The organism is Shewanella oncorhynchi (assembly GCF_012584455.1).
Lineage (GTDB): Bacteria > Pseudomonadota > Gammaproteobacteria > Enterobacterales > Shewanellaceae > Shewanella > Shewanella oncorhynchi.
This window is the reverse complement of the sequence record NZ_JABAEB010000004.1, coordinates 203,569-224,824: the sequence shown is the minus strand read 5'-3', so window position 1 is coordinate 224,824 and position 21,256 is coordinate 203,569. Positions and strand designations below refer to the sequence as shown.

17 protein-coding genes are annotated in these 21,256 nt (G+C 46.7%); 7 read left to right on the top strand and 10 right to left on the bottom strand.

All coding sequences use genetic code 11. The features are described 5' to 3' along the window. Positions 1–369 precede the first annotated feature (369 nt). From HGO26_RS07700 to HGO26_RS07665, 8 genes are all read right to left on the bottom strand, one after another. On the bottom strand, positions 370–1,026 hold the full coding sequence (locus HGO26_RS07700) for a CoA transferase subunit B (RefSeq protein WP_105252045.1): 657 nt from the start codon (positions 1,024–1,026) through the stop codon (positions 370–372). Positions 1,027–1,153: 127 nt separating this feature from the next. Then, positions 1,154–1,858 (bottom strand): CoA transferase subunit A, encoded by a 705-nt coding sequence (locus tag HGO26_RS07695; protein ID WP_168824347.1) that lies wholly within the window; start codon positions 1,856–1,858, stop codon positions 1,154–1,156. Between the two features lie 87 nt (positions 1,859–1,945). Beyond that, a complete protein-coding gene (locus HGO26_RS07690; protein WP_168824345.1) occupies positions 1,946–2,869 on the bottom strand; it encodes a hydroxymethylglutaryl-CoA lyase in 924 nt (307 codons plus the stop codon). A 1-nt stretch (position 2,870) separates the two neighbouring features. Continuing rightward, positions 2,871–4,913, bottom strand: coding sequence for an acetyl/propionyl/methylcrotonyl-CoA carboxylase subunit alpha (locus tag HGO26_RS07685; protein ID WP_168824343.1), 2,043 nt, complete (start codon positions 4,911–4,913; stop codon positions 2,871–2,873). Beyond that, positions 4,913–5,791 (bottom strand): enoyl-CoA hydratase-related protein, encoded by an 879-nt coding sequence (locus tag HGO26_RS07680; protein ID WP_168824341.1) that lies wholly within the window; start codon positions 5,789–5,791, stop codon positions 4,913–4,915. Before HGO26_RS07680 ends, HGO26_RS07685 begins: the two co-directional genes overlap by 1 nt. A gap of 49 nt (positions 5,792–5,840) precedes the next feature. Beyond that, complete coding sequence (locus tag HGO26_RS07675) at positions 5,841–7,448, bottom strand: carboxyl transferase domain-containing protein (protein WP_168824339.1); 1,608 nt, start codon at positions 7,446–7,448, stop codon at positions 5,841–5,843. A gap of 116 nt (positions 7,449–7,564) precedes the next feature. Next, positions 7,565–8,734 (bottom strand): isovaleryl-CoA dehydrogenase, encoded by a 1,170-nt coding sequence (locus HGO26_RS07670; protein ID WP_113940993.1) that lies wholly within the window; start codon positions 8,732–8,734, stop codon positions 7,565–7,567. A 140-nt stretch (positions 8,735–8,874) separates the two neighbouring features. Then, the gene (locus tag HGO26_RS07665; RefSeq protein ID WP_006082318.1) at positions 8,875–9,282 is read right to left on the bottom strand and encodes a MerR family transcriptional regulator; all 408 of its coding nucleotides are present in this window, start codon (positions 9,280–9,282) and stop codon (positions 8,875–8,877) included. A 291-nt stretch (positions 9,283–9,573) separates the two neighbouring features. On the opposite strand from HGO26_RS07665, the gene HGO26_RS07660 reads away from it, so the two are divergent. The 5 genes from HGO26_RS07660 to HGO26_RS07640 all read left to right on the top strand — a co-directional run bounded on the left by HGO26_RS07660 (position 9,574) and on the right by HGO26_RS07640 (position 17,588). Next, positions 9,574–11,532, top strand: coding sequence for a propionyl-CoA synthetase (locus tag HGO26_RS07660; protein ID WP_168824337.1), 1,959 nt, complete (start codon positions 9,574–9,576; stop codon positions 11,530–11,532). Positions 11,533–11,883: 351 nt separating this feature from the next. Next, positions 11,884–12,198 carry a quaternary ammonium compound efflux SMR transporter SugE gene (gene sugE, locus HGO26_RS07655; protein WP_168824335.1) on the top strand — a complete coding sequence of 105 codons (315 nt, stop codon included), beginning with the start codon at positions 11,884–11,886 and terminating at the stop codon, positions 12,196–12,198. Between the two features lie 425 nt (positions 12,199–12,623). Beyond that, a complete protein-coding gene (gene gndA / locus HGO26_RS07650) occupies positions 12,624–14,150 on the top strand; it encodes an NADP-dependent phosphogluconate dehydrogenase (RefSeq protein ID WP_168824333.1) in 1,527 nt (508 codons plus the stop codon). An 833-nt stretch (positions 14,151–14,983) separates the two neighbouring features. Next, the gene (locus HGO26_RS07645; protein ID WP_168824331.1) at positions 14,984–17,110 is read left to right on the top strand and encodes a S8 family serine peptidase; all 2,127 of its coding nucleotides are present in this window, start codon (positions 14,984–14,986) and stop codon (positions 17,108–17,110) included. A 10-nt stretch (positions 17,111–17,120) separates the two neighbouring features. Next, a complete protein-coding gene (locus HGO26_RS07640; RefSeq protein WP_168824329.1) occupies positions 17,121–17,588 on the top strand; it encodes a hypothetical protein in 468 nt (155 codons plus the stop codon). A 46-nt stretch (positions 17,589–17,634) separates the two neighbouring features. On the opposite strand, the gene HGO26_RS07635 is transcribed toward HGO26_RS07640, so the two are convergent. Continuing rightward, complete coding sequence (locus HGO26_RS07635) at positions 17,635–18,534, bottom strand: LysR family transcriptional regulator (RefSeq protein WP_168824327.1); 900 nt, start codon at positions 18,532–18,534, stop codon at positions 17,635–17,637. Positions 18,535–18,697: 163 nt separating this feature from the next. On the opposite strand from HGO26_RS07635, the gene HGO26_RS07630 reads away from it, so the two are divergent. Both HGO26_RS07630 and HGO26_RS07625 read left to right on the top strand, forming a co-directional pair. Further along, positions 18,698–19,180: a DoxX family protein gene (locus HGO26_RS07630; RefSeq protein ID WP_168824325.1), complete on the top strand. Its 483-nt coding sequence runs from the start codon at positions 18,698–18,700 to the stop codon at positions 19,178–19,180. 97 nt (positions 19,181–19,277) lie between these two features. Continuing rightward, positions 19,278–20,093, top strand: a complete 816-nt coding sequence (locus HGO26_RS07625) for a DODA-type extradiol aromatic ring-opening family dioxygenase (RefSeq protein WP_168824324.1) — start codon at positions 19,278–19,280, stop codon at positions 20,091–20,093. A gap of 146 nt (positions 20,094–20,239) precedes the next feature. On the opposite strand, the gene HGO26_RS07620 is transcribed toward HGO26_RS07625, so the two are convergent. After that, positions 20,240–21,115: a 1,4-dihydroxy-2-naphthoate polyprenyltransferase gene (locus tag HGO26_RS07620; protein ID WP_168824321.1), complete on the bottom strand. Its 876-nt coding sequence runs from the start codon at positions 21,113–21,115 to the stop codon at positions 20,240–20,242. Positions 21,116–21,256 lie beyond the last annotated feature (141 nt).

Sequence of the window (21,256 nt, the reverse complement as noted above, 5' to 3'; positions counted from 1 at the left end):
GGGAGTAAACCGCACTAATGCGTTGGCGACCATCGGAAAAAGGGACTTTTTCGTTGAGCCCCCAAGGATGGGTTTACGGCGTGTCGCCAGAGCATTAGTGCTGTTTATGGCGATAAGCTCTCAAACAGTACCTAGACTGCAAAGCTCACGGAAAACAAGGTTTGTAGTGAACAAGCTGGTGGTGAATTTTACTCATGGTTCCCCGCTTTCGCGGGGATGACAAAAGCAACGAGGCCCAGAATCATTTTCTGGGCCTCGTTGGTATCGTAAAACGTCGGTTAACGCTCAAAACTCTTTAGGCTAAAGCTTCAAACTAACTTGAGTTTCAACCTTAGCCGCTATACGTTACTTGCGCATTTTAGAGAACGCTTAAAACACCATTTCTGGTACATGCTCTGGCACGATTAACTTGCCAGCAGTTTTGCTGACGATTTCTTCTACGCTGACACCTGGTGCGCGCTCTAACAAATGAAATGCGCCATCTTTGATTTCGATAAAGGCTAAATCTGTGACGACACGTTTAATGCAGCCGTAACCTGTTAGCGGCAATTCGCACACGGGTAGCAGCTTAGAATTGCCGTATTTATCGGCGTGCATCATAGTCACGATAATGTTTTCGGCGCCGGCGACTAAATCCATCGCGCCGCCCATGCCTTTGATGAGTTTGCCTGGGATCATCCACGAGGCGATAGAACCATTGACATCGACTTCAAAGGCGCCGAGTACGGTTAAATCCACATGGCCGCCACGGATCATGGCAAAGCTTTCCGCCGATGAGAAAAACGAGGCGCCTTTCACTGCGGTAACGGTTTGTTTGCCCGCATTGATTAAATCCGGATCTATGGTGTCTTCGGTGGGGAATTCGCCCATGCCGAGTAGACCATTTTCCGATTGCAACATGACTTCCATGCCTTCGGGAATGTAGTTGGCCACCAGTGTTGGAATGCCAATGCCGAGGTTAACGTAGTAGCCATCTTTTAATTCTTTGGCGACGCGCTGAGCCAGTTGTTCTCTTGATAATGCCATGATATCTATCCTTTCTATTTGGCTTTGACGCTTTGGTCTTTATTCTTAGGTTTTTACCCTTAGTTTTTACTTTAGGGAGCTAAGTGCCAATTGCGTTAACTGTGTTTCAAGGTTTTGCCAGCGCCTTTTATTTCGCGGCTTTTACCGTGCGCTGCTCGATACGTTTCTCGAACGTGCCTTGAATAACGCGGTCAACATAGATGCCCGGCGTGTGGATATGATCTGGGTCTAGCTCGCCCGGCTCAACAATAAACTCGGCTTCAACCACAGTGATTTTGCCCGCGGTCGCCATCATAGGGTTAAAGTTGGCGGCGGTTTTACGGAATACCAAATTACCCATGGTATCGGCTTTCCATGCACGCACTAAGGTAAAATCTGCGGTCAGCGACTCTTCTAATACGTAATGGCGACCTTTGATTTCGCGGGTTTCTTTGCCATCAGCGACTGGCGTGCCGTAGCCTGTAGCGGTGAAAAATGCCGGAATACCTGCGCCGCCTGCGCGGATCTTTTCCGCCAGCGTGCCTTGGGGCGTTAAAATCACGTTCAGTTCGCCAGAGAGCATTTGCTGTTCAAAGGTGGCATTTTCACCCACGTAAGAGGCGATCATAGTGGCGATTTGGCGATGTTTTAACAGTAAGCCAAGGCCGAAATCGTCAACGCCCGCGTTGTTTGATATCGCCGTTAAGCCGTTAACGCCCATCTTAACCATTTGATTGATTAAGCCTTCTGGAATGCCGCATAGGCCAAAGCCGCCGACCATAATGGTCATGTCGTTCGATAAGCCAGCTAACGCTTCTTCATAGCTGCTGACGACTTTATTGAGTCCTGCCATTGTGATGTCCTTTTATGCTTTAGAAAACGCGCGGGAAATAACGCGCGTTTTTAATAACGGTTGTTGGTGTCGTTAATGGTTTTTGTTTTATTTTGCTAACAGGGCTGTGGCCACTTTCGAACCGTTTTTACGATTCAACTGCGTGCTGATGGCTTGACCTGCTAACGCGAGTTTTTGTAAATCGATACCCGTTTCGAATCCCATGCCGTGCAGCATATACACTAAGTCTTCGGTGGCAAGATTGCCCGATGCGCCTTTGGCATAGGGGCAGCCGCCAAGACCCGCAACCGAGGAGTCAAACACCCGCACACCTAAGTCTAAGCAGGCCAAAATGTTGGCTAATGCTTGGCCATAGGTGTCGTGAAAGTGTAGCGCCAGTTTTTCGACTGGGACGCGCTCAGCCACTGTTTGCAGCATTCTACGGGCTTTTTGCGGCGTGCCTACACCGATAGTGTCGCCGAGCGATATTTCGTAACAGCCCATTTTGTAAAGGATTTCAGACACACGGGCTACTTCACTGACCGCTATCTCACCTTCGTAGGGGCAGCCGAGCACGCAAGACACATAACCGCGCACCGGAATATTGTGTTTTTTTGCTAATTCCATCAAAGGGATAAAGCGTTCAATCGACTCTTCTATCGAGCAGTTGATATTGCGCTGACTAAAGCTTTGTGAGGCGGCGCCAAATATTGCCACCTCACTCGCTTTTGCATCCAGTGCCAGTTCAAAGCCTTTGACGTTGGGTGTGAGCGCGTTATACACCACGCCGCTTTGACGCTGTATTTGCTTGAGCACATCGGCAGAGTCGGCCATTTGTGGCACCCATTTAGGTGACACAAAGCTGCCTGCTTCGATACGCTTAAGCCCCGCACCTGCCAGCGATTCAATCAAGGCGATTTTAGCTGCCGTCGGCACTGCGACTTCGTTTTGCAGGCCGTCGCGTGCGCCCATCTCGAAGATACTGACCCTGTCTTTGGCGTTCGCTGCTTGGCTTAGATTGGCTAACGACATCTTAGGCTTCCTTGATCGCGGTTGGCTCGTCTGTCTCTAACGGCTCAACGTTAAGCAAGGTTGCGCCATCGGTCACTAGCTCGCCCGCCTTAAAGTAGAACTCAGTGACTATGCCATCAAAGGGTGCTTCTATGGTGTATTCCATCTTCATGGCTTCCATCACTAGCAAACCTTGGCCTGCTTTCACTTGTGTGCCGACATCGACTAAATGGGTCACTACCGTACCGTTCATCGGTGCTTTTAACTTGTCAGCATTGCTGGCTTGTTCTTCGACCACGAGTGTTTGCACTGCTTTAAAGTGGTAACTGCCAGAGGATAAAAACAGCGTAAAGTCATCACCTTGGGCACTAACGGGCACTTTACTCTTATGGCCGTTGATTTCGGCGAGCAGTAAATCTTGTTTCAGCTCGCCATTTAGTAACCAATCTTGACCGTGCAGCGGTAGCTGATACATGCCGCCTAAATCGAGCATCACTAACTGCTGCAATTCATGGGCATCATCGAGCAGGGCAATATTGTGCTGACTGCAACTGTTGAGTCTAAATCCGCTGACTTGACCCCAAGGCGAGTAAGGATCGGCGCTGTTGACAGCTTGCGCTTTGGCGGCTTCTTTACGGGCAAGCACTTGATACAGCGCGGCAAAGGCAAGGGCAGTGTCAGCTTCGCTTGAAGCTGTGCCAATTAAGGTGTCGCCATAACGGCCAATAAAGTCAGTGCTAAAGTCGGCATTGGCAAACGCTGGGTGTTCGGCAATGTTCGCTAAAAACTCAATGTTGTGCTTAAGACCGCTGATTTGATACGACTCTAAGGCATGCACTAAACGTTGCAGGGCGCGCGGGCGCGATTCATCCCAGACGATAAGCTTGGCAATCATAGGATCGTAGAAGTTACTGATCACATCGTTTTCACGAATGCCCGAATCGATACGCACGTATTTGCTTTGCTCGGGTTCGCGCAAAAAGTTGAGCTTACCGCTGGCGGGTAAAAACTCATTCTGTGGATCTTCGGCATAAATTCGCACTTCAAAAGAATGGCCGTGAATACGCACTTCATCTTGCTTAAGGGGCAGTGGCTGACCACTGGCGACCATCAATTGCCATTTCACTAAATCTTGGCCTGTGACCATCTCAGTCACTGGATGCTCAACCTGCAGACGGGTGTTCATCTCCATAAAATAGAAGCTATTGTCTGTGTCGAGCAGAAACTCCACAGTGCCTGCGCCAACATAATCGATGGCTTTGGCTGCCGCGACGGCCGCTTCACCCATTTGGGTGCGCAGTGCATCGCTTAAACCGGGCGCAGGCGCCTCTTCGACCACTTTTTGGTGGCGACGTTGAATCGAACAATCGCGATCCGATAAGTAAATCGCGTTGCCAAAGGTGTCGGCAAACACTTGCACTTCGACGTGGCGCGGCTGGCGTAAATAACGCTCCATCAATAACTTATCGTTACCAAAAGAAGAGGCCGCTTCACGGCGCGCCGAGTTAACGGCTTCCATGATTTCGCCTTCATTCTCGACGATACGCATGCCTTTACCGCCGCCGCCATAAGCCGCTTTAATCAGCATAGGGAAGCCGATTTTCAGAGCCTCCGCTTTTAAGGTCGCATCGGTTTGGTCATCGCCGTGATAACCCGGCACTAAGGGCACGTTTGCCGCAGTCATAATAGATTTAGCGGCGCTTTTGCTGCCCATGGCATCGATAGCATCACTGCCTGGGCCAACAAAGGCGATGCCAGCGGCTTCACATTTACGGGCAAAGTCGGCATTTTCAGACAAGAAACCGTAACCAGGGTGAATCGCTTGTGCGCCGGCTTTTTTGGCGATGTCGATAATCAAATCGCCCTTTAAATAGGAGTCTGCCGGCGCACTGCCGCCTAAGTAGAAGGATTCGTCGGCCATGGCGACATGGCGTGCTTCTTTATCGGCATCGGAATATAAGGCAACGGTGCGAACGCCCATGGCATGGGCCGTTTTGATGATGCGACAGGCGATTTCACCGCGGTTAGCAATCAATAGTTTGGTAAACATGTGCTTGGTCAACATCAAAGGGCTCCTTGGGTATCACTTGGCTTTTGCATGGGCTTGGAGGGCATTGAGTGCGCTTGTTGCCAATTAGGCTGACGTTTCTCAAAAAAGGCGTTTAAGCCCTCTTGGCCCTCGGTCGATACCCGAATGCGGGCGATACGCTCGCTAGTGTAATCAATGGTGTTTTGGTCTATCACGCCATCTTCAAGATGCGACAGCAGTGTTTTTACCCACGCCATGCCTTGCGGGCTATTGGCTAGCAACGCGTCAATCATCGGCTTTGCGACGGCGTCTAAGTCATCGCTGATCTCATGAATGACGTTAAGTTTTAATGCGGTTTCTGCACTAAAACGCTCGGCGGTCAGCATGTAGCGGCGCGATGCACGATTACCCATAGCGCGGGCAACGTAAGGGCTAATTACCGCAGGAATTAATCCGAGTTTCACTTCGCTCAAGCAAAAGCTGGCGCGCGTCGTGGCGATAGCGATATCGCAGGCGCAAATCAACCCCAGTGCGCCGCCAAAGGCTGCACCTTGCACTAGTGCAATGGTGGGCTTAGGAAAGGTATCAAGATCCTGCATCAGTTTTGCTAAGGCTTTGGCATCATTTAGATTTTGCTCAAAGTCCATTTTGGCTTGTTTGCGCATCCAATTGAGATCGGCACCAGCACTGAAATTTTTGCCGTTCGCTTTGAGTACCAGCACTTGGCAATCCTTGTGCTCAGCAAAATAGCTAAGGACGCTAATCATCTCGCTAATCATCACTTCATCGAAGGCGTTGTGCACATCGCTGCGGTCAAGGATAAGCTCGGCAACGCCGTGATTGAGCGCATGGCTCACGTGCTGTAAGTGGCTTAAATCCTTTGTGCCGCTAGCGCTGTTTAATGTGTCTGTCATTATTATTTTCCTATCTTCTTGTGTGACATATGTTTTTCACATGTGCCTTTTACATACGGAATACACCAAAGCGGGTGTCTTCGATAGGAGCATTTAATGCTGCCGATAGGGCAAGGCCGACCACATCACGGGTTTGCGCTGGGTCGATAATGCCGTCATCCCATAAACGGGCACTGGCATGATACGGATGACCTTCTTTGTCGTACTGGGCGACAATCGGCGCTTTAAAGGCTTTTTCATCCTCAAGTGACCATTCTTCACCTTTACGGGCTAAACCGTCGCGGCGCACTGTGGCGAGAACGCCTGCGGCTTGCTCTCCGCCCATCACAGAAATACGGGCATTAGGCCACATCCACATCATGGTCGGTTCGAACGCGCGGCCACACATGCCGTAGTTACCCGCGCCGTAGCTGCCGCCAATAATCACAGTAAATTTAGGTACATTGGCGCAAGAAACCGCGGTTACCATTTTGGCACCGTGTTTGGCTATGCCTTCGTGTTCGTACTTTTTACCCACCATAAAGCCAGTGATATTTTGCAGGAACAGCAGCGGAATTTTGCGCTGGCAGCACAGTTCAATAAAGTGCGCGCCTTTTTGCGCCGACTCTGAGAACAGAATGCCGTTGTTGGCGACAATGCCGACTGGGTAGCCGTGGATACGGGCAAAACCGCACACTAAGGTTGCGCCATAGTTGGCTTTAAACTCATCAAAATCGGAATCATCGACGATACGGGCGATCACTTCTTTGACATCAAAGGGCTTTTTCAAATCAGTGCCGACAATGCCGTACAGTTCGCTAATGTCGAATTTTGGTGGCTTGACTGGGCTCAACAGACTTTTGATTTGTTTTTGATGATTCAGGCGTGATACCGCGCGGCGGGCAAGCTCTAACGCGTGCTCATCGTTTTGGGCTAAATGATCGGCTACGCCGGAAATTTTTGTGTGCACTTCGGCGCCGCCTAACTCTTCGGCGCTGACTTCTTCACCTGTGGCCGCTTTGACTAATGGTGGGCCGGCTAAGAAGATAGTGCCTTGATCTTTTACGATAATCGATTCATCCGCCATGGCTGGCACATATGCGCCGCCTGCGGTACATAAACCCATCACCACCGCAATTTGCGGAATGCCTTTTGCCGACATTTGCGCTTGATTGTAAAAGATGCGGCCGAAATGGTCGCGGTCGGGGAAGACTTCATCTTGGCGGGGCAGGTTAGCGCCGCCAGAGTCGACTAAATAGATACAAGGCAAGTGACAACGGCTGGCAATATCTTGGGCGCGTAGATGTTTTTTAACGGTAATCGGGTAGTAAGTACCGCCTTTAACTGTAGCGTCGTTGGCGATGATCATGCACTCAACACCGCTCACACGGCCGATACCAGCGATAATGCCCGCTGCGGGCACTTCTTCGTCATAAACTTCAAACGCCGCAAATTGCGATAGCTCTAAAAAGGGCGAACCCGCATCGAGCAGTTTTTCAACCCGCTGACGTGGCAGTAATTTACCGCGGGATAAATGACGCTCTAGCGCCACAGGGCCGCCGCCGAGTTCGATTTTATTGAGTTTAGTTTTGAGATCGGCCACTAGGGCGGCCATATCGTCGGATTTTGCTTGAAATTCATCGCTACGGGCGTTGATACGACTGCTTATTTGCGTCACTTTGATTGTCCTTATAAAGCGGAAACTCGGTATCACCTTGCTCGAATGGGTGGCGCAAACTGTAAATTACAGTGAGGGGCTACCCATTCACTTGTGAGAGATTATTGGAACTCGCGTTATTTCGACTCATTGAACAGTTCGCGGCCAATCAGCATGCGGCGAATTTCTGAGGTGCCTGCGCCGATTTCATACAGCTTGGCATCACGCAGTAAGCGGCCGGTGGCGTATTCGTTAACATAACCATTGCCGCCGAGCAGTTGGATTGCATCCAGTGCCATTTTGGTTGCGAGTTCTGCGCTATACAGAATGGCGCCCGCGGCATCTTTACGGGTGGTTTCACCGCGATCGCAGGATTTTGCCACGTTATAGACGTAGGATTTAGCGGCATTCATGCCTGTGTACATGTCGGCTAACTTGCCTTGCACTAGTTGGAATTCACCAATCGATTTACCAAATTGCTCACGCTCGTGGATGTAAGGCACAACGATGTCCATACAGGCATTCATGATCCCCAGCGGACCGCCAGACAGTACGACGCGCTCGTAATCGAGGCCGCTCATCAGCACTTTTACGCCGTTATTGAGGCCGCCTAAAATGTTTTCTTCTGGTACTTCTACATCTTCAAACACCAGTTCGCAGGTGTTAGAGCCGCGCATGCCGAGTTTGTCGAGCTTTTGCGCTTGGCTAAAACCTTTCGAATCACGTTCAACGATAAAGGCGGTAATACCGTGTGCGCCTTTGGTTAAGTCGGTTTTCGCGTAAATGACATAGGTGTGTGCATCTGGACCGTTAGTGATCCACATTTTGTTGCCGTTTAAGATGAATCGGTCGCCTTCTTTACGGGCATGTAGCTTCATCGAAACCACGTCAGAACCTGCGTTTGGCTCACTCATGGCCAGCGCGCCAATATGCTCACCGCTCACCAGTTTTGGCAGGTACTTGGCTTTTTGCGCTGCATTACCGTTACGGTTGATTTGATTGACACACAGGTTTGAGTGGGCGCCGTAACTTAGGCCGATAGAAGCGGATGCGCGGGAGATTTCTTCCATTGCGACGACGTGGGCTAGGTATCCCATGTTCGCGCCGCCAAACTCTTCGGGTACCGTTACTCCGAGCAGCCCCATTCCTCCAAGCACAGGCCAAAGTTCATTGGGAAAGGCATTGTCGTGATCCACTTTCGCGGCAATCGGGGCGATTTCATTCGCGGCAAAATCCTGCACTGCATCGCGCAGCATATCGACGTCTTCGCCTAGGCCAAAATTTAGACTTGTGTAGAGAGAGTTCATTGCTTGTGTCCTTTCAGATGTTCTAATTTCAGATTGTTATAGTTTTTATGATTTTTAGGTGCTTGAGTCTTTTAAATCTTGTACTTAAATCCGTAGTCGTTATCGCCATCAAATTGATTTGATTTTGTGTCAACGGGGATTTAGGCTTTTGCCGTTTTGTTATCTTCTAAGGCTAAGCGGCATTGCTGCTCGGCGGAATTGAGTTCCATCAACACGACTTTAATGTCGTCCATTTGCTGCTGTAGGGCGGATTTCTTTTCTTCCACTAGCGCCAGCATGGTATTGAGCTGTGAGGTGCTGCTCTTGTCGGCATCGTATAATTCGAACAAGCGACGGGTTTCTGCCAAAGAAAAGCCCAAGCGTTTACCGCGAAGAATGAGCTTGAGGCGCACTCTGTCTTTGAGGCTATAAATACGGGTTTGGCCGCGGCGTTTAGGCTTAAGTAAACCTTGGTCTTCGTAAAAACGAATACTACGAGTAGTGATATCAAACTCTTTTGAGAGATCACTGATCGAGTAAGTCGTTTGTGGTGTGTTCGTTGCGCTCATTCATGCACCCTAAATAATCAGTTTTAAGCAAGATATATGAAGTTTACGTAAAGGTAAAGATTTTGGCTTTTATTCTGTTGACAAAAAAGTGTCAATCCCAATTGCCATCAGCCTGTGCAGCGAGATTAAAACGAGTGCTTTAAATTAGTGTTCGCACATAAAACCACAAATCTTTTCTGGTTATAGGCTAACGTCTAATAGTGGGCTTGATGCCCCCCTGTTAATAATGGTTGTTGGAAGGGGTAGTTATTGCGGCTGACGATTTTAGCCGCAGTCCTGATTGGAGGACATATGTTGACCGAACAGCAAAATGCATCTGTAGCGCAAGCCGCAAATCAAAAACAGAACCAACAAAAACATCAAGCGTTGCACCAAGCATCCTTGCTTAATAAAGCCGAATTCTGGGGAGAAGCGGCGAAGACGCTCGATTGGATTAAACCTGCGCACACTGTGCTCGATGAGTCGCAGGCGCCGTTTTATCATTGGTTCGCCGATGGTGAGATGAACACTTGTTATAACGCCGTTGATCGCCATGTGTTGGCCGGACGCGGTGATCAAGTGGCTATCCAATATGTGAGCCCAGTGACAGACACTGAATACGGCATTAGCTACGCGGAGCTACAGGCTCAAGTGAGCCGACTCGCGGGCTTTATGCAATCTATTGGGATAGAGAAGGGCGACCGTGTGGTGATTTATATGCCTATGGTGCCGGAAACCGCCTTCGCTATGCTGGCCTGTGCTCGCATAGGTGCGATTCATTCTGTGGTTTTTGGTGGCTTTGCCGCCAATGAACTCGCGACTCGGATTAACGATGCCAAGCCTAAATTGGTACTGTCGGCATCCTGCGGCATTGAGCCTTCGGGCGTGATCCCTTACAAGCCTCTGTTAGATAAAGCGTTAGCTCAGTCAGTGCATCAGGTTGATCACTGCCTAATTTTGAATCGTAGCCAGTATCAGGCCGATTTGCTTGAGGGCCGTGACTTAGATTGGCAAGCCGCATTAGCAACTGCACCTAAGGCCGATTGTGTCGCCCTCAAGGCTACCGATCCCTTGTATGTGCTTTATACCTCAGGCACCACGGGTCAGCCTAAAGGTGTGGTACGCGATAATGGTGGCCATGCCGTGGCTCTGGCTTGGTCGATGCAGCATATTTACGATATTCAAGCGGGTGATGTGTTTTGGGCTGCGTCCGATGTGGGCTGGGTTGTGGGTCATTCTTACATTGTGTATGGGCCACTGCTGGTGGGCGCCACCACGTTAATGTATGAAGGCAAACCTGTGGGAACGCCAGATCCCGGCGCATTTTGGCGCACGATTGCCAAATATAAGGTCAAAAGCTTCTTCACCGCGCCGACGGCCATTCGCGCAATCAAGCGTGAAGATCCTGACGGTGAATATCTACAAGGTGTTGATTTAAATTGTCTTAAAAATGTGTTTTTGGCGGGGGAACGTTGCGATCCCGATACCTTAGTTTGGGCACACACTAAACTCGCTAAACCTGTTATTGATCACTGGTGGCAAACCGAAACGGGCTGGCCTGTCGCGGCAAACTTGATGGGTACAGCACCGGTTACTATTAAACCGGGTTCGCCAGCTTTACCTGTGCCGGGTTATGCGGTTGAAGTACTGGATGAATTAGGTGAGCAAGTTGCGGCCAATACTTCGGGTAATGTAGTGATTAAATTGCCTCTACCGCCGGGAACCTTAACGACACTGTGGCAAAATGATCAACGCTATCAAGATAGTTACTTGTCTATGTATCCGGGTTACTACTTAACTGGCGATGCGGGTTATACCGATGAAGACGGCTATCTCTACATTATGAGTCGTATCGATGACATCATAAACGTAGCGGGGCACAGGTTATCGACGGGACGCTTCGAAGAAGTGTTATGTCAACACCCTGATGTGGCCGAAGCCGCGGTAATTGGGGTAGATGATCAGCTTAAGGGCCAAGTTCCCCTCGGATTAGTGGTACTCAAGAAAGGCGTGACGATCAGTGATGAAGAGCTGCATAAACAGTTAATAACCCTGGTACGCCAAGAAATTGGTCCCGTCGCCTCCTTTAGGTTAGTGAGTGCGATTCAAAAATTACCTAAAACGCGCTCGGGTAAAATTTTACGCGGTACTATGCGAAAAATTGCTGATAATCAGCAATATACAGCGCCTGCGACCATAGAAGATCCACAGACCTTAGAGTTAGTGCGTACCGCGCTCACTCGCATGGGTTATGCCGATGCCTTAGTGTAAGAAATTGAGCATAAAGGCTTTTATAGAAAGAGTGTAAAGGTCTTATAGTGTAAAGGTCTTATAGAGAGTTGAAATATCAAGGCGATAGTAAACTGACCAAGCTTACTATCGCTTTTTGCGCATGGCATTTCTTATTTCGGCAAAATCAAAGATTGAAATTTTCACCTCAAATTTGCTAGTCTTGCAGGCTCATCACGTACAGTTATCATGCACAGCTATCACGTACTGTTATCACGTACTGTTATCACGTACAGCTATATCACCTACAGTTTTACTGTAATCAAATGGCTTAGGGACGACCCTAAATACGCCTAATCTAACATGGGGACGACCCCTTTATGGGAGTTAACTATGAGTTGGTTCTTATTAGTTCTTGCGGGTTTATTTGAAATTGGTTGGGCTATAGGGCTTAAATATACCGACGGTTTTACGCGTTTGTGGCCAAGTATCTTTACAGTGGCGTCGATGGCCGTGAGTGTGTTGCTACTCGGACTCGCGGTTAAGCAACTTCCTATCGGTACTGCTTACGGTGTGTGGGTCGGTATTGGCGCCATGGGCACCGCAATTGCGGGAATTATCCTGTTAGGAGAAGGCGTTAGCTTACTTAAAGTCGCCAGTTTGATACTGATATTACTGGGTGTTTTAGGGCTTAAACTTGCCCATTAATTGACGGTTCTATTAGGGCGTGTTGACGTTTCGAGATTAAATTTTGTTCGCTCTGGCAAGCTCGTGATCACGAAACGAGGAGTGACGTGTAGTTATTCTACTCAAATGACGAGTGACAAAGAGCAAGAGCTTGCCAGACGAACCCTTCGGGCAGCGTTTGGCTGACGTTTCTGCTGCGTTATCGCCCGTTTATGTAGAATAACTACACTGCACGGGCTTTGCTTGCATAAAAGCCAGCCAACTCGCTGCAAAAACAACCCTGAAACGTCAACACGCCCTAGATAAAATGAGACCTAAACGATTGGTACTTTCGGCACAATCGAAATTGCCAATCGTATGTCTCTGGTAATTAAGTTACAAAGATCGGTATAATTACCCCTCAAAATTGGTTAGCTCTAACCTCTGTGACCCGTGGGAATAATATAATGCAAAACCACAGCAATCTTAATGATATCGGCGTAATTGGCCTTGGTGTTATGGGTAAAAACCTTGCGCTAAACATCGCAGATAACCAATATCACGTCAGCGCGTTTGACCTCGATCCTGTTAAAGTTAATAGTGTTATACAGCAAGAAAAACAGGAACGTGCTGGACTCGAGTCTCGCATTCTTGGCTGTGCTAATCTTACCGAAATGTTAGCCAGTCTCACAAAACCCCGTATTCTTGTGCTTTCTGTTCCTGCTGGTGCCCCCGTCGATGGTGTCTGTAGTGCTTTGATTTCTGCCGGTATTGAGTCCGATGATATTGTTATCGACACAGGTAACAGTTTATGGACTGACACTGTTGAGCGAGAAGCACGCTATAAAGGGCAGTTTGTATTTTTCAGCTCTGCAGTTTCGGGCGGCGAAGTCGGTGCGCGTTTTGGACCCTCACTTATGCCTAGCGGTGATATCGATGCATGGCATCATGTTGCGCCGATTTGGAAAGCCATTGCCGCTAAGGTTGATGCCAAAACTGGGCTACCTATTGAACGCTTCGAGCCGGGTAATCCCGTGACAGAAGGCGAGCCATGCACGACTTATATTGGCCCCGCGGGTGCTGGCCATTATGTGAAAATGGTGCACAACGGTATCGAATACGCTGATATGCAGTTGATTTGCGAAGCGTATCAAATGCTGCATGACGGTTTAGGCATTAGTGCCTCTGAAGTGGGCGATGTGTTTGAACGCTGGAACAAAGGTAGTTTAAACAGCTATTTGATGGGGATCAGTGCCGAAGTCTTAAAACAAGCCGATCCATTAACGGGTAAACCGCTGGTGGAAATGATCTTAGATAAAGCGGGCCAAAAAGGCACGGGTTTGTGGACGGCCGTGAGCAGTTTACAAATTGGCTGTCCGGCGCCGACGATTGCTGAAGCTGTGTATGCGCGCGCCGTAAGTACCCAAAAATCCTTACGTCTACAACTCAGCCAGAAATTGGCTGGGCCAAATGCACCTGTTATCGATGACGCACAAAAAGCACTGTTGATTGAAGCCCTTGAAAGCGCGTTATATTGCGCGAAAGTGTGTTGTTACGCCCAAGGCTTCCAGTTGATGGCGATGACGGCTCATGAACAAAAATGGCAGTTAGACTTTGCTGAAATTGCAAAAATTTGGCGTGCGGGTTGTATTATTCGCGCGACGTTCTTGCAATCAATCACTCAAGCCTATGAAGACAAATCTGATCTTAGCAATCTGTTGATGGCGGACAGTTTTGCGTCTGCCTTGTCTGAAAAGCAAGGCCTATGGCGTACCGCAGTCGCGACTGCGGTGATGCAAGGCATTCCAGCACCGTGTATTAGCTCGGCTCTGGCGTATTACGACAGTTACCGCTGCGAAACATTACCAGCAAACTTGCTCCAAGGTCAGCGTGACTTTTTCGGTTCCCATACATTTGAGCGTATCGATACCCCTGCTGGCGAGAAATATCACTTAGATTGGAGTGCCAAAGAGCGCACCTTGGCTAAGGTTTAGTGAATGTGAAAATTCGTACGTAATATTATAAAAAAGCCCTCATAATTGAGGGTTTTTTTATGCCCGATCTACATCGATTTGAACTGAAAATTAACTCATTATCTCCAAAGATAATAGTTATGACTTTTTTATTATTTTTTCGCGACGGACCTTATCCCTAGAGTTAAATTCTTAATTAGATTTAATAGTTAGTAAGATCATGTCTGTGGTTTTAATTTTCTGCATATATGGTTTTTCAGCGGTTCATTTTTAATATTTAATTTCAATGCGCTTTAATGTTTTTTTATAGTTTGAATTGCTACTCAATATTTAAATTCGTTATGTATTTATAAGATATTCAGAATTTTATTAGATTTAAATCGGTACGTCATGTTGTTATTTCTATCTCTTGTTAAAGTGTAACCATTTGTTTGAGGTTAAATTGGTACGTCATGTTGTTATGTTTATTTTTTATGAAAGTGTAACAATATATTTTAAATTTTAAAATATAATCAAACAGATGCATTATTAATTGTAACTCCTTGAAATTACATTTAGTCTAATGATTTTATTGGTTAATTTTCTTGTGATTTAAAGGTTAAACTAAATTTAGTATGTCTATTTTTATTGGGTTTATAGCTAGGAGATATATATTCAATCTACCGTTCTGTTTATTGTCGTTTTCATTCTCATTATTCATATGTTAAAAGATGTATCACCATTAAATGCTAATGTTGGTTTTTGGTGTTCAATAAAAATTAAAATAACAGTATTTAATGCGGATAAATAACGAATAAATCCTAGTTATCCAATATTAAATAATAAAATGTAATGACAAGAAGGAATGTCTATCCATGCGTATGTCCATTGTTGCATTAAGCATCACGGCCGCCTTATTGACGGCTTGTGGAAGTGACAAAAAGGCTCCTGAGCCAGTTGCTAAGGTCAACACAGCACCAACAACTGTCGATATGACCATTGATGTGTCGCAGTCTCTATTATTCACCGGCAAATTAGATGCGACAGATGTCGAAGGTGGTTTGACTTACTCTTTAGTTGATCCTACTGATTTAAAACTAGGTACTTTTACTCTAGTTAATAAGAATACTGGTGAATTCACTTATTCTTCCGATGCGAGTGAAGGTACTGAAGTTGTCAGATTTAAAGTATCTGACGGTCAGTATCAAGCAGAGGCCAGCTTAACGATCCATATCAGAAATGGCGATCCCTTATATGCTTACCAGTGGCATTTAAAAAATACAGGACAGAATGCTTTTGCGCTAAACCGTGGTGTCGCTGGTGAAGATATGAATGTGAGTGGTGCTATTTCAGACCAATTTATGGGACAAGGCGTGATCGTCGCAGTGGTGGATAGCGGCTTAGAAATTGCTCATCCAGATCTGATGAACAACAGTGTGAATGGTGGCTCATACAATTTAATTACTGGTACTGTTGACCCTACACCTTTCTCCGGTTCTGCTGATGCTGCTCATGGTACTGCAGTAGGTGGGATTATTGCAGCCGAAGGTTGGAATGGTATCGGTGGTCGCGGTGTGGCGCCTAAGGCAAAATTGATTGGTTTCAACTTCTTAGATTCTGACCCAACAGGCAAAGTTAAAAATGTTCAAACATTTGAAAACTTTACAAAATCACATGGTGCCAGTGCCTACAGCGACAGTGCGCGTGTCTTTAACCAAAGCTATGGTTACAGTGTGCCATTTCCCGATAAATTTAATGAAGATGAAACCGAAGTTTATCAAGATATTGCAACTCAAAGCTTCGATGGTAAAGGCAGTATCTTCGTTAAATCGGCAGGTAATGGTTATAAATACTACCGTTGGAATACTTTTTGGATACCGGGAGATTACTTCACGGCAACGGCGGAAAATCCCGCTAACCATGGTTTACCTTTCCATAATTCCAACATGTCCTCTGACAATGCTAACATTTATAACTTAGTCGTTAGCGCGATTAATGCTAATGGTGAACTCTCTAGCTATTCATCTGTAGGCTCGAATATTTTTGTAACAGCCCCCGGTGGTGAAGATGGGGGTGATGATCCTGCGATTGTAACAACGGATTTTATGGGGTGTAAGAGTGGTTCAGCGATTGCAGAAGATCGTCCAAGCACGCCGTTCCACGGTGGGTTACATCCTTTAAACTCAAATTGTGATTACACTTCAACGATGAACGGTACCTCATCCGCGGCACCAAATACTTCAGGTGCAGTCGCTGTGATAATGAGTGCAAATCCAGATTTGACTTGGCGCGATATACGTCATGTTCTAGCCAAAACTTCAACCAAAGTGAAAGCTGATATTGCGGCTAAAACCGTTACTATTGGTCAGGGTGAAGGTGCTCCAGAATATGCTGCTATTCCGGGATGGCAACAAAATGCTGCGGGTTATTCATTCCATAATTTTTATGGTTTTGGCCGTGTTAACGTCAGCGAAGCGGTAAAACTGGCTAAATCCTATGCTGAGGATTTAGGTGAATACGTGGTAACTGAATGGCAAGCAAGTCAAGAATTGGCAAAAACGATTCCTGATGCGGACGTCAATGGTGTCAGTGATACTCAAGTGGTGGCGGATGATTTAGTGATTGAAGCTGTACAAATCGAGTTAACGGCAGATCACTTACGCCTACCGGATCTGGCTGTTGAGCTAATATCTCCAGCAGGAACTAAAAGTGTGTTAATGACGCCTTATAATGGTTTGGTATATCAAGGTGTCATGGATAAAACCAACCCAGAAGATTTAGTAACAGGTTTCGATGCGACGCCTATGCTGTCTAATGCTTTCTATGGTGAATCATCAAAGGGTGAATGGACCATCAAGCTTATCGATGTAAATAGCGGGGACTACTCGTTTATTCAATTTGATAAAGGCCGTACTCCTATTTCTATTGCTAACGAAGCTGATGGTAAATTGAAAGGTTGGTCAATTCGTTTCCATGGCCACGCTGCCAAGTCTGCATCTTAAGGAGTATTAAATGAAAGCATTGAATCTATCATTAGTTGCAGTTGCTCTTATGTTATCTGCACAAGCTATGGCACATGACAAAATCGATTTGGATAAACCTCAGGAAGAAGTAAAAGAGGTTACTATGAGCCGAGCGCAATTCTTGAACTTAGACAGCCAATATTTTGTCAAAACTGACGCTGGCGTGGTGAAAGAAGCAAAACAGTTGACGAAAGGGCAAAAAGTGGTGACTCAGTCTGGTAAGCCATTTGCAGAAATGACAGGAAAATTGGTTGTTAAGCTCAAACCTGGTGTTTCTGCTGCGGATTTTGCAAAAGCTCATGGCCTGAAAGTGGATTGGCAGAACAAGAGTAATTTACTCTTGTTAGCCGCTGAAGAAGGCACAGATCTCATCAGCTTAGTGAACGCGATTAAGGCGTCACCCGAAGTTGAACGAGCTAAGTTAGATCGTGCCATTGCCAAACAAGAAATACAGTAGTTTTTGTTTGATTTAAAAGGGCCTGTTGGCCCTTTTTACTTTTTAATTATGCAAGTTCATCAGTAGCAAAGGCGATCAGCTTTTGCCAGAGTGCTTGGGCGACGGGGCCTAAAGGTGAGTGGGGTTTTCGCATCACATAGTAATCGAGTTGAATATTGTTTTGCCTTTCGCGTAGATCCAATGCAATCAATGCGCCTTGTTTGAGTGAATCTTCAATCATATAGTGCGGCAGCTTGCCCCAGCCCATACCACTTTGAATAAGCATTTTCTTGGTATAAAAATCATTAACATACCAACGTCGTTGCCCCGCCTGTACCCCAAACTCAATATTCGCAGTGCCTGAGCCCGTATCTTGGATCACGATTTGGTATTCATTAACGAGCTCTCGTGCGTAGGTCAGTGTCGGATGACGCTCAAGCATGCGCGGCGCGGCAACATCAAGAAGGCTACCGGAAAATAAATAGGCTAATTCTAAATGGCTCGAACGTATGGGTTCTATTCCGCCTGCGGAGATGATGATTTCGGCTTTATCTTGATTCAGCGCTTCGAGCGCACCAGTTAAAAACTCTTGTTTGAGAATAATTTGGGTATAGGGAAACTCATTTTGAGTCAGCTCTAAAATCGGCAAAATTCGAGCGAGATTAAAGGAGGCTTCAAAAGCTAAGGTGATGCTTGCTTCGTTACCTTTGGCTAAATGCTTCGCTACTTGCTTCATTTCTTGCGCTTCATTCAGTACCCGCAGGGTATGTTGCAGCAGTTTTCGACCTTGCTCAGTGATGGCGAGTCGATAACCTTCGCGATTAAACAGGATAAGATCGAGTTGGGATTCTAACTGTTTGATACTTTGGCTAATGGCGGGTTGGGTTTTATGTAGCTTGTCACTGGCAGCTTTGAGTGAGCCCGCCTCAGCTACGGTTTTAAACATCAGCAGTTGGTCTAAGGTCACAAGGATTGCTCGCAAGTTATAAATTATTAGTTTATGAGATATTAGATTTTATTCCATATTTATTTATCTTTTATCGGCTCATAATCGATTCCATTCTCACTCGTCGTCTGCGCATTTATGCCCAAGACTGACGGCAAATATCACGTTTAATGGGGTGTGTGCGATGCGATTTTCAAACTTATGTGATACTAAGGGTTCAAGTATCAATGGCTTAGTTGCAGAGGTTGATACACAGAAGTTATTCCTTTGTGCCAATACACTCAATCGCGCCGCTGCAACCGTCACATTGGCGATGAGCATAGTGTTTTTCATCTCGGGATTTGCCAAGTTATTTGGCGTGTCTATGTTCCATGTTCCGTTCACATTAATGAATCTTCCCACTGGTTTTGGTTATTTTATTGGTTTGATGGAAGTGATTGGCGCCCTTGGGTTGTGTCTACGTGACTACCGAGTGCTATCGGCGAGCGGTTTACTGGCGATTATGCTGGGGGCGATTTATTTCCACTTTAACTATGAAGCGCCGATTAATGCACTGCCGGCATTGAGCTTATCGGCAGGACTCTTTCTGATTATTAAACTGGATGAAATTATTGAGCGTTTAGTGCGATTTCAGCGGCAGTTGGTGCAGAGTCGTTCCGCATTTTAAGCGTGCATTGAAGTGTTATGTAGAACAGTGAGTTAAGTGAGAAATGCTGAGTTTAAAGCCAGTAGTACAGATATAAGTTAATCAACACGAGAGGATTATGATGCAAGTTAACGCGAGTCGTATGCCTGTGCTATTTGTGCCCCATGGTGGTGGCCCTATGCCTTTGCTCAATGATGTTAATCATAGGGAGTTGCGTGCATTTTTAACTTCAGTAACAGCGCCAATGCCAACTCCGAAGGCGATTGTGTTGATCACTGCCCATTGGGAAGAATCTGTGGTGACTTTGTCGAGTAGCCCAAAGCCAAGTATTTTGTATGATTACTATGGATTTCCACCTAAGGCTTATCAGCTGACATATCCTGCACCCGGTGAGCCAGAATTAGCCGCACAGATTGCGAATATGCTCGCGGATAAGGGCATCGCCGCCCGCTTAGATAGCGAACGCGCATTCGATCACGGTACCTTTGTACCACTTAAGTTGATGTATCCTGAGGCGAATATTCCCGTGGTGCAGATGTCGTTAGTCCACAGCCTCGATCCTAAAACCCATATAGCGATTGGGGAGGCTTTAGCGCCGCTGCGGGACCAAGGGGTGTTGATCGTGGGGTCTGGCATGTCGTTTCACAATATGCGGGCATTTTTCTCAAGCGATCTCACAGTGCAAAGACGCAGTGCAGAATTTGATTATTGGTTGACGCAAACTTTAACGGCAAGTGTTAGTTCTGCCGAGGTAAAAACAGCGTTAACTCATTGGCAATCAGCCCCTGAAGCGCGTTTTAGTCATCCGCGGGAAGAGCATTTATTACCGCTACATGTGTGTTTTGGTGCAGGCCATAATGGTTCATCCCATGCCGAACGCAACTTTAATGGTATTTTGTTAAACACGCTGATCTCTGGTTATATCTGGCAATAAATGGAGGGTAGGATTTCCCTCGTCGATAATAAGCCAAATTGAAGTTGTGCTGCGGCCAATAAAAAAGGTTCGTATCTATCGAAGATATGAACCTTTTTATATTCAGCATTGAGCTGTGGTGTAGCACTAGCTTAGCGGATTTACTCTTATGCGGTAAACACTAAACCCACGCTAAACAAGGTACTGAAAATCATGGTTAACTTAGCTGTGCGGCCGAGTAACGGATTTAAGGCTTCACCAGAAACTGCATAAAAATCGCTACTGAGTTTGCGGGCAATAAGCAGAGATAATCCCGCAAGTAGTACTGGTAAACCGGGTAAAATACCGAATAAAAAGCCAGCGATGACTAAGCCAAAGGGCAAATAGATTAAGGCTTGATAAAGCACTTTTGCCTGAGCTTCGCCAATACGTACCGCTAGAGTATGCTTGCCCGCTTGGGTGTCGGTACGGATGTCGCGAGTGTTATTCACCAACATAATCGCAGCGTTAAATAAGCCAATCGCACAACCTAATAACCAAGCATTAATAGTCGTATCGCCTGCCTGCAGATAATAACTGCCCACCACTGCAACTAAGCCAAAAAAGACAAATGCTGCTACTTCACCGAGCCCATGGGAGGCGAGGGGATAGGGGCCACCACTGTAGCCAAGAGCACCTAAAATAGCGGCTGCGGCGAGAATGGCGATGGGCCAGCCTCCGTGCCAAATCAGATATGATCCCACGGCAAGCGCCATTAAGAGACAAAATATCATGGCATTGCGAACGCTTGTTGGTGAAATTAAACCACTTTGAGTCACGCGAATGGGCCCTAAGCGCTCATCTGTATCTATGCCGTTTTTAAAATCAAAATAGTCGTTAGCGAGGTTGACGGCGATTTGTAATAAGACAGCACACAACATTGAAGTGGCAGCGATTAACCAGCTGTAACTCTCAAGATGCAGGGCGAGAATGTTGCCTATCAGTAGGGGACCTATGGCCGCGGGTAGCGTACGGGGTCTTATTGCTAAAATCCAAGGATTCATGGCGTCCAGTCATTATTGGTAAATGGGAATGGTACCGAGCAAGGGCTCAATTAGCGCATAGCATAACAAGATTTAACACGAAAGTGAGCACTATCTAATAAACGCATTTAACAGAGTTTGAATTGGCGCACATATGTTCAC

What these genes read in the sequence shown, in the direction of transcription:
- HGO26_RS07700 (WP_105252045.1), bottom strand. Translation starts at nt 1,026, where the DNA reads ATGGCATTATCAAGAGAACAACTGGCTCAGCGCGTCGCCAAAGAATTA.
- HGO26_RS07695 (WP_168824347.1), bottom strand. Translation starts at nt 1,858, where the DNA reads ATGGCAGGACTCAATAAAGTCGTCAGCAGCTATGAAGAAGCGTTAGCT.
- HGO26_RS07690 (WP_168824345.1), bottom strand. Translation starts at nt 2,869, where the DNA reads ATGTCGTTAGCCAATCTAAGCCAAGCAGCGAACGCCAAAGACAGGGTC.
- HGO26_RS07685 (WP_168824343.1), bottom strand. Translation starts at nt 4,913, where the DNA reads ATGTTGACCAAGCACATGTTTACCAAACTATTGATTGCTAACCGCGGT.
- HGO26_RS07680 (WP_168824341.1), bottom strand. Translation starts at nt 5,791, where the DNA reads ATGACAGACACATTAAACAGCGCTAGCGGCACAAAGGATTTAAGCCAC.
- HGO26_RS07670 (WP_113940993.1), bottom strand. Translation starts at nt 8,734, where the DNA reads ATGAACTCTCTCTACACAAGTCTAAATTTTGGCCTAGGCGAAGACGTC.
- HGO26_RS07665 (WP_006082318.1), bottom strand. Translation starts at nt 9,282, where the DNA reads ATGAGCGCAACGAACACACCACAAACGACTTACTCGATCAGTGATCTC.
- HGO26_RS07660 (WP_168824337.1), top strand. Translation starts at nt 9,574, where the DNA reads ATGTTGACCGAACAGCAAAATGCATCTGTAGCGCAAGCCGCAAATCAA.
- sugE (WP_168824335.1), top strand. Translation starts at nt 11,884, where the DNA reads ATGAGTTGGTTCTTATTAGTTCTTGCGGGTTTATTTGAAATTGGTTGG.
- gndA (WP_168824333.1), top strand. Translation starts at nt 12,624, where the DNA reads ATGCAAAACCACAGCAATCTTAATGATATCGGCGTAATTGGCCTTGGT.
- HGO26_RS07645 (WP_168824331.1), top strand. Translation starts at nt 14,984, where the DNA reads ATGCGTATGTCCATTGTTGCATTAAGCATCACGGCCGCCTTATTGACG.
- HGO26_RS07640 (WP_168824329.1), top strand. Translation starts at nt 17,121, where the DNA reads ATGAAAGCATTGAATCTATCATTAGTTGCAGTTGCTCTTATGTTATCT.
- HGO26_RS07630 (WP_168824325.1), top strand. Translation starts at nt 18,698, where the DNA reads ATGCGATTTTCAAACTTATGTGATACTAAGGGTTCAAGTATCAATGGC.
- HGO26_RS07625 (WP_168824324.1), top strand. Translation starts at nt 19,278, where the DNA reads ATGATGCAAGTTAACGCGAGTCGTATGCCTGTGCTATTTGTGCCCCAT.
- HGO26_RS07620 (WP_168824321.1), bottom strand. Translation starts at nt 21,115, where the DNA reads ATGAATCCTTGGATTTTAGCAATAAGACCCCGTACGCTACCCGCGGCC.